Raw genomic sequence first — 13,874 nt, forward strand, 5'->3', positions numbered from 1 at the left:
GCCACCGGTGACCGCCACGCCCCCGGTCCCGGCCCGCGCCGTGATGCGGCGGGACGCGCCGTCCTGCCGGGGCACCGTCACCTCGACCCCGCCGACCTCGGTCCCGGCGTCCACCGCGTACGGCTCCCCGCCGGGCACCGAGACCCGGACCCCGCCGATCTCCGACCTGGCCTCCACCGAGGTCGGGCTCGCGGCGAAGGAGAGCTCGACCCCGCCGGTGTCCGCGGTCACCCGCACCCGCGGCGAGGTCAGACCGCTCGCCTCGACCCCGCCGACACCGGCCGTGGCCTGCACCTCCCCGGCCAGGCCGCGCAGCCGGATCCCGCCGGTCCCGCTGTTCAGCCGCACCGCCGTGCCGGCCGGGACGGTCACCTCGTAGCCGACCCCGCAGTCCGAGCAGTCGTACGCCAGCCGGAGCGTGCCGTCCACCAGCGAGTGCCTGGTCACCGGCGGGTCGCCGCGGAAGTTCTGCTTCTCGACCACCCGCAGGGTGTCCCCGGCCCGGACCTCGATGCCGCCGGTCCCCCCGTCCACCACCAGCTCGTCCACCGGCCCGGCCACCCCGTAGGAGACCGTCAGCCGCTCGTTGCCCTCCTCCCCGTCCCAGAAGCAGCCGACCGAGCCCAGCGCCACCGCCCCGGTGATCGCCGCCGCCCCCAGCACCCGTCGCACGTCCATGCCCGCGTCCTCCACCCGTCCTCGTTCCGACGGTTCAGAGCCTGACGCGCCAGGCCCCCGCGGCGCCTCCCCCGCCGGAGCGGTCTCCCGCCCTCCCCCGCACGACGGAGCCCGGGAACGCCGCAGGGCGGCCACCCCGTTCGGGGTGACCGCCCTGCGATCAGGAACCTTCGACTCAGCCGGTGTACGGGCCGTAGTCGTAGTCGTCCAGCGGGACCGCCTGGCCGGAGCCGGCGCCGAAGGGCGACAGGTCGTAGTCGTCGTAGCCGACGGCCGAGTACATCGCGGCCTTGGCCTCCTCGGTCGGCTCGACCCGGATGTTGCGGTAGCGGGGCAGACCCGTACCGGCCGGGATGAGCTTACCGAGGATGACGTTCTCCTTGAGGCCCAGCAGCGGGTCCGACTTGGCGTGGATCGCCGCGTCGGTGAGGACCCGGGTCGTCTCCTGGAAGGAGGCGGCCGACAGCCAGGACTCGGTGGCCAGCGAGGCCTTGGTGATACCCATCAGCTGCGGACGGCCGGAGGCGGGGTGACCGCCCTCGGAGACCACGCGACGGTTCTCGGTCTCGAAGCGGCCGCGCTCGACGAGCTCGCCCGGGAGCAGCTCGGCGTCGCCCGACTCGATGATCGTCACGCGGCGGAGCATCTGCCGGATGATGATCTCGATGTGCTTGTCGTGGATCGACACACCCTGCGAGTTGTAGACCTTCTGGACCTCGGCGACCAGGTGGATCTGGACCGCACGCTGGCCCATGATCCGCAGCACGTCGTGCGGGTTGGTGGCACCCATGGTCAGCTTCTGGCCGACCTCGACCGCCTCGCCCTCGCTGACGAGCAGCTTCACACGCTTCGAGACCGGGTAGGCGATCTCGTCGGTGCCGTCGTCCGGCGTGACGACCAGCTTGCGGGTCTTCTCGGTGTCCTCGATGCGGACCCGGCCCTGGGCCTCCGAGATCGGGGCCACACCCTTGGGGGTACGGGCCTCGAAGAGCTCGACGACACGGGGCAGACCCTGCGTGATGTCGTCACCGGCCACACCACCGGTGTGGAAGGTACGCATGGTCAGCTGGGTACCGGGCTCACCGATGGACTGGGCGGCGATGATGCCGACCGCCTCACCGATGTCGACCAGCTTGCCGGTGGCCAGCGAGCGGCCGTAGCAGAAGGCACAGGTGCCGACGGCCGACTCACAGGTCAGGATCGAGCGGGTCTTGACCTCGCTGATGCCGTGGCGGATCAGCTCGTCGATCAGCACGTCACCGAGGTCGGTGTTGGCGGTGGCAAGGAGCTTGCCGTCCACCGTGATGTCCTCGGCGAGCATGCGGGCGTAGACGCTGGTCTCGACGTCGTCCGTCTTGCGCAGGACGCCGTTCTCGACCGTGCCGATCGCCAGCTTGAGGCCGCGCTCGGTGCCGCAGTCCTCCTCGCGAATGATGACGTCCTGGGAGACGTCGACCAGACGACGGGTGAGGTAGCCGGAGTCGGCGGTACGGAGGGCGGTGTCCGCGAGACCCTTACGGGCACCGTGGGTGGAGATGAAGTACTCCAGCACGGAGAGGCCCTCACGGAACGACGCCTTGATGGGTCGCGCGATGGTCTCGTTCTTCGCGTTGGACACCAGACCACGCATACCGGCGATCTGACGCATCTGCATCATGTTTCCACGAGCACCCGAGTCGACCATCATGAAGATGGGGTTCGTCTTCGGGAAGTTCTCGTTCATGGCCTCGGCGACCTCGTTGGTCGCCCGGGTCCAGATGCCGATGAGCTCCTGCTTGCGCTCGTCGTTGGTGATCAGACCGCGCTCGTACTGCTTCTGGATCTTCTCGGCCTGCGCCTCGTAGCCCTCAAGGATCTGGCCCTTGTTCGGCGGGACGACGACGTCGGAGATCGAGACGGTGACACCCGAACGGGTCGACCAGTGGAAGCCGGCCGCCTTCAGGTTGTCCAGGGTCGCCGCGACGGTGACCTTGGGGTAGCGCTCCGCCAGGTCGTTGACGATCGCGGAGAGCTGCTTCTTGCCCACCTCGTAGTCGACGAACGGGTAGTCCTCGGGCAGCAGCTCGTTGAAGAGCGCGCGGCCCAGGGTCGTCTTCAGGCGGAAGGACTCGCCCTCGAACCAGGACGACTGACCGTCCTCGTCCAGCGGCGGGGTCCAGCCGCGCGGCGGCACGGTGCCGATCGGCAGGCGCAGCTCGATCGGAGCCTGGACACCCAGCTCGCGGGCGTCGAAGGCCATGATCGCCTCGGCGGTCGACGAGAAGGTGCGGCCGGCGCCCTTCACGTTGTCGCGGTCCGAGGTCAGGAAGAACAGACCGAGCACCATGTCCTGGGTCGGCATGGTGACGGGGCGACCGTCGGCCGGCTTCAGGATGTTGTTCGAGGACAGCATCAGGATGCGGGCCTCGGCCTGCGCCTCCGCGGAGAGCGGCAGGTGGACGGCCATCTGGTCACCGTCGAAGTCCGCGTTGAACGCGGTACAGACGAGCGGGTGGATCTGGATGGCCTTGCCCTCGACCAGCTGCGGCTCGAAGGCCTGGATGCCGAGGCGGTGCAGGGTGGGCGCACGGTTCAGCAGGACCGGGTGCTCGGCGATGACCTCTTCGAGGACGTCCCACACGACCGGGCGGGCGCGCTCGACCATGCGCTTGGCCGACTTGATGTTCTGCGCGTGGTTCAGGTCCACCAGGCGCTTCATCACGAACGGCTTGAAGAGCTCCAGCGCCATGGCCTTGGGCAGACCGCACTGGTGCAGCTTGAGCTGCGGGCCGACGACGATGACCGAACGGGCCGAGTAGTCGACTCGCTTGCCGAGCAGGTTCTGACGGAAACGACCCTGCTTGCCCTTCAGCATGTCGCTGAGGGACTTCAGCGGGCGGTTGCCCGGACCGGTGACCGGACGGCCACGACGGCCGTTGTCGAACAGCGCGTCGACGGCCTCCTGGAGCATGCGCTTCTCGTTGTTCACGATGATCTCGGGCGCGCCGAGGTCGAGAAGCCGCTTCAGGCGGTTGTTGCGGTTGATGACACGGCGGTACAGGTCGTTCAGGTCGGAGGTCGCGAAGCGGCCACCGTCCAGCTGCACCATCGGACGCAGGTCCGGCGGGATGACCGGGACGCAGTCCAGCACCATGCCGTTGGGCTTGTTGGTGGTCTGCAGGAACGCGGAGACGACCTTGAGGCGCTTGAGCGCACGGGTCTTCTTCTGGCCCTTGCCGGTGCGGATGATCTCGCGCAGGCGCTCGGACTCCTCCGCCAGGTCGAAGGTCTCGAGGCGGTCCTTGAGGGCCGCTGCGCCCATCGAGCCGGAGAAGTAGGTGCCGAAGCGGTCGCGCAGCTCGCGGTAGAGCAGCTCGTCGCCCTCGAGGTCCTGGACCTTGAGGTTCTTGAAGCGGGCCCACACCTCGTCGAGGCGGTCGAGCTCGCGCTGCGCGCGGTCGCGCAGCTGCTTCATCTCGCGCTCGGCGCCCTCGCGCACCTTGCGGCGCACGTCGGCCTTGGCGCCCTCGGCCTCCAGCTCGGCGAGGTCGGTCTCGGCCTTCTTGGCCCGCGTCTCCAGGTCGGAGTCGCGACGGTTCTCGATCTGCTGACGCTCGACCGAGACGTGCGCCTCCAGGGACGGCAGGTCGCGCTGACGGCGCTCGTCGTCCACCCAGGTGATCATGTAGGCGGCGAAGTAGATGACCTTCTCGAGGTCCTTCGGCGCCAGGTCCAGCAGGTAGCCGAGGCGGGACGGCACACCCTTGAAGTACCAGATGTGGGTGACCGGGGCGGCCAGCTCGATGTGGCCCATCCGCTCACGGCGCACCTTGGCGCGGGTCACCTCGACGCCGCAGCGCTCACAGATGATGCCCTTGAAGCGGACGCGCTTGTACTTGCCGCAGTAGCACTCCCAGTCCCGGGTCGGACCGAAGATCTTCTCGCAGAAGAGTCCGTCCTTTTCGGGCTTCAGGGTGCGGTAGTTGATGGTCTCCGGCTTCTTGACCTCGCCGTGCGACCACTGGCGGATGTCGTCGGCGGTGGCCAGGCCGATGCGGAGCTCGTCGAAGAAGTTGACGTCAAGCACTGGTCGTCAAGCCCTCTTTCGTAAGTCGAGAGTCGTTCATGTGGTCTGAGGGGGGCCTGGGGGCGGGCCGGCTGCTCGGTGAGCAGCCGGCCCGGCCTCCGTCAGACCTCTTCGACGCTGCTCGGCTCGCGCCGGGACAGGTCGATGCCGAGCTCCTCGGCGGCGCGGAACACGTCCTCGTCGGAGTCCCGCATCTCGATGGACTGGCCGTCCGAGGACAGCACCTCCACGTTGAGGCAGAGCGACTGCATTTCCTTGATGAGCACCTTGAAGGACTCGGGAATGCCGGGCTCGGGGATGTTCTCGCCCTTGACGATGGCCTCGTAGACCTTCACACGGCCGAGGACGTCGTCGGACTTGATGGTGAGGAGCTCCTGCAGCGCGTAGGCCGCGCCGTACGCCTCAAGGGCCCACACCTCCATCTCACCGAAGCGCTGACCACCGAACTGCGCCTTACCACCGAGCGGCTGCTGGGTGATCATCGAGTACGGACCGGTCGAACGGGCGTGCAGCTTGTCGTCGACCAGGTGGTGCAGCTTGAGGATGTACATGTAGCCGACCGAGACCGGCATCGGGAACGGCTCGCCGGAGCGGCCGTCGAACAGCCGGGCCTTACCGGTGGAGTTCACCAGGCGCTCACCGTCACGGGTGAGGGTGGTGTGGTCCAGCAGGCCGGTGATCTCGTCCTCGCGGGCGCCGTCGAAGACCGGGGTGGCGAGGTTGGTGCCACCGTCGACCTGGTCGGCGCCGATCGCCTGGAGGCGCTGGGCCCACTCGTCGGCGAGGCCGGAGACGTCCCAGCCCTGCTTGGCGAGCCACCCGAGGTGGATCTCCAGGACCTGTCCCGGGTTCATTCGGGACGGGACACCCAGCGGGTTGAGGATGATGTCGACCGGGGTGCCGTCCTCCAGGAACGGCATGTCCTCGACCGGAAGGATCTTCGAGATGACGCCCTTGTTGCCGTGACGGCCGGCGAGCTTGTCACCGTTGGTGATCTTGCGCTTCTGGGCCACGTAGACGCGGACCAGCTGGTTGACGCCCGGGGGCAGCTCGTCGCCCTCTTCGCGGTCGAAGACGCGGACGCCGATGACCTTGCCGGACTCACCGTGCGGCACCTTCAGCGAGGTGTCGCGGACCTCACGGGCCTTCTCGCCGAAGATCGCGCGGAGCAGGCGCTCCTCCGGGGTCAGCTCGGTCTCGCCCTTGGGCGTGACCTTGCCGACCAGGATGTCGCCGGTGACGACGTCGGCGCCGATGCGGATGATGCCGCGCTCGTCGAGGTCGGCGAGGACCTCCTCGGAGACGTTCGGGATGTCCCGGGTGATCTCCTCGGGGCCCAGCTTGGTGTCACGGGCGTCGACCTCGTGCTCCTCGATGTGGATCGAGGAGAGGACGTCGTCCTGCACGAGGCGCTGCGACAGGATGATCGCGTCCTCGTAGTTGTGACCCTCCCAGGACATGAACGCCACCAGCAGGTTCTTGCCGAGGGCCATCTCGCCCTCGTCGGTGCAAGGACCGTCGGCGAGCACCTGGCCGGACTCGACCCGGGCGCCCTCGTCCACGAGCACCTTCTGGTTGAAGGCGGTGCCCTGGTTGGAGCGGGTGAACTTGGCGGCGCGGTACGTGGTGTACGTGCCGTCGTCGTTCGCCACGGTGACGTAGTCGGCCGAGACCTCCTGGACGACACCGGCCTTCTCGGCGGTGATGACGTCCGCGGCGTCGACGGCGCAGCGGTACTCCATGCCGGTACCGACCAGCGGAGCCTCGCTCTTCAGCAGCGGCACCGCCTGGCGCATCATGTTCGAGCCCATGAGCGCGCGGTTGGCGTCGTCGTGCTCGAGGAACGGGATCATGGCGGTCGCGACCGACACCATCTGGCGCGGCGAGACGTCCATGTAGTCGATCTCGGTGCCGGGGATGTAGTCGATCTCGCCGCCGCGGCGGCGGACCAGGACACGCGGCTCCGCGAAGGTCAGCTCCGCCGTCAGCGGGGCGTTGGCCTGCGCGATGACGAAGCGGTCCTCCTCGTCGGCGGTGAGGTAGTCGACCTGCTCGGTGACGACACCCTCGATGACCTTGCGGTACGGGGTCTCGATGAAGCCGAACGCGTTGACCCGGCCGTAGGAGGCGAGCGAGCCGATCAGACCGATGTTCGGGCCTTCGGGGGTCTCGATCGGACACATGCGGCCGTAGTGCGAGGGGTGCACGTCACGGACCTCGAAGCCGGCCCGCTCACGGGACAGACCACCGGGGCCGAGCGCGGACAGACGACGCTTGTGGGTCAGGCCCGACAGCGGGTTCGTCTGGTCCATGAACTGCGACAGCTGGCTGGTGCCGAAGAACTCCTTGATGGAGGCGACGACCGGCCGGATGTTGATCAGGGTCTGCGGCGTGATCGCCTCGACGTCCTGGGTGGTCATGCGCTCGCGCACGACCCGCTCCATACGGGCGAGACCCGTACGGACCTGGTTCTGGATGAGCTCGCCCACGTTGCGCAGGCGGCGGTTGCCGAAGTGGTCGATGTCGTCGACCTCGACCACGATGTCGCGGCCGGTCTCGTCACGCCAGTCGACCTCGCCGGCGTGCAGCTTGACCAGGTACTTGATCGCGTTGATGATGTCGGGCTCGGTGAGCACACCGGAGTCCAGCGACTCGGCGTTGCCGAGCTTGCGGTTCACCTTGTAGCGGCCGACCTTGGCGAGGTCGTAGCGCTTCGGGTTGAAGTACAGGTTCTCCAGCAGCGTCTGCGCGGCCTCGCGCGTCGGCGGCTCCCCGGGACGCAGCTTGCGGTAGATGTCGAGCAGCGCGTCGTCCTGGCCCTGGGTGTGGTCCTTCTCCAGGGTGGCGCGCATCGACTCGTACTCGCCGAACTCCTCGAGAATCATCTCGTTGGTCCAGCCGAGGGCCTTGAGCAGCACGGTGACCGACTGCTTGCGCTTGCGGTCGATGCGAACGCCGACCATGTCGCGCTTGTCGATCTCCATCTCCAGCCAGGCCCCGCGCGAGGGGATGACCTTGCAGGAGTAGATGTCCTTGTCGGACACCTTGTCCAGGGTGGAGTCGAAGTACACGCCCGGCGAGCGGACGAGCTGCGACACGACGACACGCTCGGTGCCGTTGATCACGAACGTGCCCTTGTGGGTCATGAGCGGGAAATCGCCCATGAAGACCGTCTGAGACTTGATCTCACCGGTCTCGTTGTTGGTGAACTCGGCCGTGACGAAGAGCGGGGCCGCGAACGTGAAGTCGCGGTCCTTGCACTCGTCAATGGAGTTCTTCGGCGGCTCGAAACGGTGGTCGCGGAAGGTCAGCGACATCGACCCGCTGAAGTCCTCGATCGGCGAGATCTCCTCGAAGATCTCCTCCAGACCGGACTTCGTGGGGACGTCCTGACCGTTGTCCAGCGCCCGCTCGACCCGGGTCTTCCAGGCCGCGTTACCGAGCAGCCAGTCAAAGCTCTCGGTCTGCAGGGCCAGGAGGTTAGGGACCTCGAGGGGCTCCTTGATCTTCGCGAACGAGACGCGGAGCGGGGCGGTGGATGCGGCGGAATTGTTCGAGGCGTTGCGCGGCGCGGCCAAGAGGGGGGTCCTTCCGAGGGCTCGGAGCTCACTACGCGCGTACCGGCCGGGCCTTCAGTGGCTCGGTCCCACCTCCGCGCCACCGGCCTCCGCCGAGGTCGAAACCTCAGGTCAGAGCCGCTTTACGGAGGCGGTGCCAGACCCCTTCAGGGCAACGCAAACTCCGGGCGACGAGTCACGGAGCAGCTAACAGGCAGCGCAAAGGGACAGTGTAGCCAAAGGCGACACTGCTGTCCAGCTCTGATTCGGAGACCGAATCGGAGACTCCTCCCGGTAGCCGTCGGGCGCGGACGCCCTCCGGGTACTGCAGCGACCCGGACTCGTCCGGGCCCACGACTCACGTGGAGTCACTTCCCTCCGGAGCCGCCGGTTATGCATCCGGCGGTCGACCAACCGGGGCGGACTCGCGCCACGAGAATCGCGCGCGCCCGCCGGGTTCGTCAAGGGCCCGCCTCCGGTGCGGGCCTCGTCCCTTTCATCGCTCCGGGCCACCCCGGCGTTACAGAAGCCGTGGTCGGGGCCGTAGCCGATGACAGCGATCACCATACCCGTCCGCACCGACAGTGCCGAGTGCCCGATCGGCCACACCGGTGTGTCCGGCCACGGACCGACCGGGGGCCGGCCGAGGAGCGGCCGGGAAGCGCCCGGGAAGCGGCCGCCGACCGGCCGTCCCGGGCCCGGCGGCCACCTGGGCGGCGGCCGGACAGCGACCCGAAGCCGACCGTTCGCACCGGCGTGGCGCCGGCCGAACGGCGCCGGAAACGCAAAAAGCCGGGCCGACCACCCGCAAGGGTGATCGGCCCGGCCCACTGCCCCCTCAGAGGGGGCGGCGAGTCACTTGACGGTGACCTTGGCGCCGGCGCCCTCGAGAGCGGCCTTGGCCTTCTCGGCAACGTCCTTGGCAACCTTCTCCAGGACCTTGGCACCAGCGGTGTCAACGAGGTCCTTGGCCTCCTTCAGGCCGAGGGAGGTCAGGGTGCGCACCTCCTTGATGACCTGGATCTTCTTGTCGCCCGCACCGTCGAGGATGACGTCGAACTCGTCCTGCTCCTCAACGGCCTCGGCCACGGCGCCCGGGCCGGCGATGCCGGCAACGGCGACCGGAGCGGCGGCGGTGACGTCGAACTTCTCCTCGAAGGCCTTCACGAAGGCGGCCAGCTCGATGAGGGTCAGGTCCTCGAACTGCGCGAGCAGCTCGTCCTGGGTCAGCTTCGCCATGATTGGCGTCCTTCCACTAAATCGGCAGGTGGTGCCGGATGTACGGGTTGGCGGGCGTACGGGCCCGCAGCGAGGCAGGGCCTCGGCCGATTACTCGGCCGCGGTCTCCTCGGCGGCGGGAGCCGGCGTACCGGCACCGCCCTGCTCGACCTTTTCCCGAAGGGCCTCGACCGTGCGGACGAGCTTCGAGGGCAGGGCCTGGAAGAGCGCGGCAGCCTGCGACTGCTTGCCCTTCATGGCACCCGCCAGCTTGGCGAGCAGCACCTCGCGGGACTCGAGGTCCGCGAGCTTCTTGATCTCGTCGGCGGACAGCGCCTTGCCGTCAAGGACACCGCCCTTGATGACGAGAGCAGGGTTCTCCTTGGCGAAGTCACGCAGAGCCTTCGCCGACTCCACCGGGTCACCGGTGACGAAGGCGACAGCCGTCGGACCGGCGAACAGGTCGTCCAGCTCCGTGATCCCGACCTCGTTGGCCGCGATCTTGGTCAGCGTGTTCTTCACCACGGCGTACTGGGCGTTCTCGCCCAGCGAGCGACGCAGGGTCTTGACCTGCTTCACCGTCAGACCGCGGTACTCGGTCAGCACCGCAGCGTTCGAGCCACGGAAAAGCTCCGTGATCTCGGCGACGGCAGCAGCCTTGTCGGGCCTAGCCATAGGCTTACGCCTCCTTCCGTGATGTCGAAATCAGGCCGACCGCGAGAGTCGACCATTCGCGCCTCGGAACCGCTGGACGGAGGAGAACCTCTGCGGAAAATGCAGATGAGCCCCGGTGCGCAGGCGCACGGGGCTCGTGGTGAACTCGACGGGTCCACGTGCGAGGCACGCGACCCGGAGGTCAAAGCTCCAAACAATCCTGCGCGGGCTGCCCGCGCACGAGGCGCGGATCCTTCGGTCACGCACTCCCTGACGGGGGCAGCGCGACAACCAGCGGTCTTTGGCTTCCGCCACAGTAGCCGGACGCCGCCGTCCGGGGCAAATCGCCCCCGGCGACGGCGGCGGGACGGGCGCGGGACGGGCTCAGCGGGCCGTCGGCGGGGTGCTGCGGGTGCCGGTGTCCACGGTGTCCGACTCGGCCGGGGCCTGCGCCGAGAGCGGGCCGCCGGCCTCGGTGTAGAGCACCGAGTCGTCCAGCCGGCCGCTGTCGCCCGACCCGGTCCGCTGCAGCCGGACCAGCTGGTCCTTGTCGTTCAGCCAGAGGTCCAGGGTGAGCGAGGCCGAGCCGCCGGGCGCCAGCGCGGTCCGCAGCCCCTCCCGGCGGGCCGGGCTCAGCTGGGTCTGCGCCGCCGCGTAGCGGGCCGCGTCGGTGCTCACCCGGTAGTGCTCCACCGTGGAGTCCTCGAACTTCTCCTCGCCGACGTACTGGGCGGTGGTGCCGTCGGCGGTCGCGGCGGCCAGTGCCACCACCGGGTTGAGCAGGTCGATCAGCCCGGCGTACGGGATCTCCCGGTGCCCGTCCGGGCCCGGTGCCCCGGCGAACCGCTCCCAGTGCCGCCCGCCCAGCCGGGCCGCGGTGGCCGCGTCCCCGCCCTCGTAGGCGACGGTGTCCACGACGATCAGCTGCTCGGCCGGCGCCGGGGTGGAACGTTTGACCTGGAGCGCGGTCTTCGGCTGCCAGAACAGCGGGCCGGAGCCGGCGTCCGAGCCCAGCCGGTAGCTCACCTTGGCCCGGCGCGCGGTCTGCATGGCCAGCTGGGCCGAGAGCAGCACGCCGTGCGGCGAGCGGTCGGTCGGCTTGGCCGGCCAGGTCGGGGAGGCGCTGCTGGGCGTCGGCGTCGGGGCGCCGGACGCGCTCGGCGAGCCGCCCGGGGCCGGGCCGTCCGCCCCGCCGCACCCGCTCAGGCCGCCCGCCAGCACCGCGGCGGCGACCACCGCCGCCAGCCGCTGCCGCACCGCCATCCAGGCCTCCCCGTCGGATCCGTCCTCGGCGGACGGCCACCCAGGCCGGCCCGTCCGCTCCAGCCCACCTTGCCACCCGGTCCCGCGCGGCTCCGTGGCACCCCCCGCCACTCGGCCGCACCGCCCGTCCCGGGCCGGCCGGTTCAGCCCGCGGGGGTCGGCGCCGCGGCGGGCGCGTCGGTGGGCGCGTCGGTGGCGGCGCCCTCGGCCGGCTCGGCGCCCTCGGCGATGTCCGTGGTGGTCACCACGGCGCCGGAGGCTCCCCGGACCGTGGACCGCACCCGCAGCAGCCGGTCCCCCGGCGCCACCCAGAAGTCGTACTCGACGGCGGCGACCCCGCGCCGCTCGTAGTAGTCGAGCTTCTCGTTCAGCCGGGCCGGGCTCAGCCCCTCCTCGGCGCCGAAGTAGTCCGCCACCGGCGCGGCGCCCCGGTAGTGCGCGACCGTGCCGCCGTTCAGCTCCTCGCCGCCCAGCGGCGTGAGCTTGCCGGCCAGCGCCATCAGGCGCGCCGACCCGCCCGGGTTGGCGAGCAGGCCGGTGATCCAGCCGCCGGACCAGCCGGTCTGTCCGCCGGGGACGGCGCGCGGGTCCAGCGACTCCGCCCGGTCCCGGTCCGCGGTCCGGGGCGCCGTGCCGGTGTAGCCGAGGTCCAGGGCGCCGTCCCGGCCCCGCAGCCGCCCGGTGCCCAGCTCGTCGGTCACGGTCAGCTCGGCCGAGTCGTGGGCGCCCCAGGACACCGTGCCGCTCGCGCTCCGCCGCCCCGCCGGGCCCTCCTCCACCGCCTGGATCCGCGCCCCGCCGGCGTCGTCCAGCCGCTGCGAGGCGGACAGCAGCACCTGCCGGGGCGGCCGGACGGTGGGCCGGTCGCTGATCGGGGTGCGGTCGCCGGAGACGGCCAGCACACTGCAGGCGGTGAGGCCGGCGGCGAGCAGCAGCAGGGCCGCTCCCTTGGCGGCGGGGCGAAGGGCGGGCACGGCACACTCCGGCGGTCGGACGGCGGCGGGCTCCCTCGGCCGGGAACGCGCGGGCGGACCGGCCGAGCGTACGACGGACCGTGCGCCCGTTCCCCCGGCAGGGGGTATCGATCGGGGAACGACGGCGGGCCCGCACCCCCGGTGAAGGGGGTACGGGCCCGCCGTACGAAGGTCGGCTGCGATCAGACCGCGGCCGGGTCCTCCTCGACGAGGAGGTTACGGGTGCGGTTCGGGTCCACCAGGATGCCGGGGCCGATGGTGGTCGAGAACGCGGTCTTCTTGATGTAGCGGCCCTTGGCGGCGGACGGCTTGGCGCGGAGCACCTCGTCCAGCGCGGCGGCGTAGTTCTCGACCAGCTGCTCGTCGGTGAAGGAGGCCTTCCCGATGATGAAGTGCAGGTTCGAGTGCTTGTCGACGCGGAACTCGATCTTGCCGCCCTTGATGTCGTTGACAGCCTTGGCGACATCCGGGGTGACGGTGCCGGTCTTCGGGTTCGGCATCAGACCACGGGGACCGAGCACGCGGCCGAGGCGGCCGACCTTGCCCATGAGGTCCGGGGTGGCGACGACGGCGTCGAAGTCCAGCTTGCCCTTCGCGACCTCGTCGATGAGCTCGTCGGCACCGACGATGTCGGCGCCCGCAGCACGCGCGGCCTCGGCACGCTCGCCGGTCGCGAAGACCAGGACCCGAGCGGTCTTACCGGTGCCGTGCGGGAGGATCACGGTGCTGCGGACCATCTGGTCGGCCTTGCGCGGGTCGACACCCAGACGCATGGCGACCTCGACGGTGCCGTCGAACTTGCTGGTGCTGGTCGCCTTGGCGAGGCGGATGGCCTCGAGGGGGGCGTAAAGGCGCTCGCGGTCGACCTGGGCGTCCGCGGCCTTCAGGGCCTTGCTGCGCTTCATAGCTGCTCCTGAATGGTGAATGGAGTTGTGGTGTCACGGGCCTGCGCGGGCCCTACCACGGGGACGAGAAGGGTGATCAGCCCTCGACCGTGATGCCCATCGACCGGGCGGTGCCGGCGATGATCTTGGACGCAGCGTCCAGGTCGTTGGCGTTCAGGTCGGGCATCTTGGTCGTGGCGATCTCACGGACCTGGGCGGCGGTGAGCTTCGCAACCTTGGTCTTGTGCGGCTCGCTCGAGCCCTTCTCGACACCGGCGGCCTTCAGGATGAGGCGCGCGGCCGGCGGCGTCTTCGTGATGAAGGTGAAGGAACGGTCCTCGTAGACCGTGATCTCCACCGGCACGATCATGCCGCGCTGCGACTCGGTCGCAGCGTTGTAGGCCTTGCAGAACTCCATGATGTTGACGCCGTGCTGACCCAGCGCGGGGCCGACCGGCGGGGCCGGGTTCGCCGCGCCGGCGTTGATCTGGAGCTTGATAAGCCCCGTGACCTTCTTCTTCTTGGGAGGCATGTCTCTCCGGGTCCTTCCGAGAGGTGATTGCTGGTGTGTGCGGACACG

At 69.7% G+C, this 13,874-nt stretch carries 9 protein-coding genes; all 9 read right to left on the reverse strand.

Annotated elements, in window-relative coordinates:
• On the reverse strand, window positions 1-678 hold a 678-nt coding region (locus ADK60_RS38495), incomplete at its 3' end, for a DUF4097 family beta strand repeat-containing protein (RefSeq protein WP_159400760.1).
• A gap of 175 nt (window positions 679-853) precedes the next feature.
• The gene (locus ADK60_RS38500) at window positions 854-4,744 is read right to left on the reverse strand and encodes a DNA-directed RNA polymerase subunit beta' (RefSeq protein ID WP_030393257.1); all 3,891 of its coding nucleotides are present in this window, start codon (window positions 4,742-4,744) and stop codon (window positions 854-856) included.
• Window positions 4,745-4,845: 101 nt separating this feature from the next.
• Entirely contained in the window at window positions 4,846-8,322 is a 3,477-nt protein-coding gene (gene rpoB, locus ADK60_RS38505; RefSeq protein ID WP_045939614.1) for a DNA-directed RNA polymerase subunit beta, read from the reverse strand.
• Between the two features lie 834 nt (window positions 8,323-9,156).
• On the reverse strand, window positions 9,157-9,540 hold the full coding sequence (gene rplL, locus ADK60_RS38510) for a 50S ribosomal protein L7/L12 (RefSeq protein ID WP_045939615.1): 384 nt from the start codon (window positions 9,538-9,540) through the stop codon (window positions 9,157-9,159).
• Between the two features lie 90 nt (window positions 9,541-9,630).
• Window positions 9,631-10,194 carry a 50S ribosomal protein L10 gene (gene rplJ / locus ADK60_RS38515; RefSeq protein ID WP_030393254.1) on the reverse strand — a complete coding sequence of 188 codons (564 nt, stop codon included), beginning with the start codon at window positions 10,192-10,194 and terminating at the stop codon, window positions 9,631-9,633.
• A 363-nt stretch (window positions 10,195-10,557) separates the two neighbouring features.
• Window positions 10,558-11,436, reverse strand: a complete 879-nt coding sequence (locus tag ADK60_RS38520) for an SCO4651 family lipoprotein (RefSeq protein ID WP_045939616.1) — start codon at window positions 11,434-11,436, stop codon at window positions 10,558-10,560.
• A gap of 143 nt (window positions 11,437-11,579) precedes the next feature.
• Entirely contained in the window at window positions 11,580-12,410 is an 831-nt protein-coding gene (locus tag ADK60_RS38525; RefSeq protein WP_045939617.1) for a hypothetical protein, read from the reverse strand.
• 182 nt (window positions 12,411-12,592) lie between these two features.
• Complete coding sequence (gene rplA, locus ADK60_RS38530; protein ID WP_045939618.1) at window positions 12,593-13,315, reverse strand: 50S ribosomal protein L1; 723 nt, start codon at window positions 13,313-13,315, stop codon at window positions 12,593-12,595.
• Between the two features lie 76 nt (window positions 13,316-13,391).
• Window positions 13,392-13,826 carry a 50S ribosomal protein L11 gene (gene rplK, locus ADK60_RS38535; protein ID WP_030393250.1) on the reverse strand — a complete coding sequence of 145 codons (435 nt, stop codon included), beginning with the start codon at window positions 13,824-13,826 and terminating at the stop codon, window positions 13,392-13,394.
• Between the last annotated feature and the right edge of the window lie 48 nt (window positions 13,827-13,874).

The organism is Streptomyces sp. XY431, from assembly GCF_001279805.1.
In the GTDB taxonomy this organism is placed as follows: domain Bacteria; phylum Actinomycetota; class Actinomycetes; order Streptomycetales; family Streptomycetaceae; genus Kitasatospora; species Kitasatospora purpeofusca.

Bases quoted from the DNA above. Each gene is read 5' to 3' on its own strand.
- rplL (WP_045939615.1), bottom strand. From the start codon at position 9,540: ATGGCGAAGCTGACCCAGGACGAGCTGCTCGCGCAGTTCGAGGACCTG.
- rplJ (WP_030393254.1), bottom strand. From the start codon at position 10,194: ATGGCTAGGCCCGACAAGGCTGCTGCCGTCGCCGAGATCACGGAGCTT.
- ADK60_RS38520 (WP_045939616.1), bottom strand. From the start codon at position 11,436: ATGGCGGTGCGGCAGCGGCTGGCGGCGGTGGTCGCCGCCGCGGTGCTG.
- rplA (WP_045939618.1), bottom strand. From the start codon at position 13,315: ATGAAGCGCAGCAAGGCCCTGAAGGCCGCGGACGCCCAGGTCGACCGC.
- rplK (WP_030393250.1), bottom strand. From the start codon at position 13,826: ATGCCTCCCAAGAAGAAGAAGGTCACGGGGCTTATCAAGCTCCAGATC.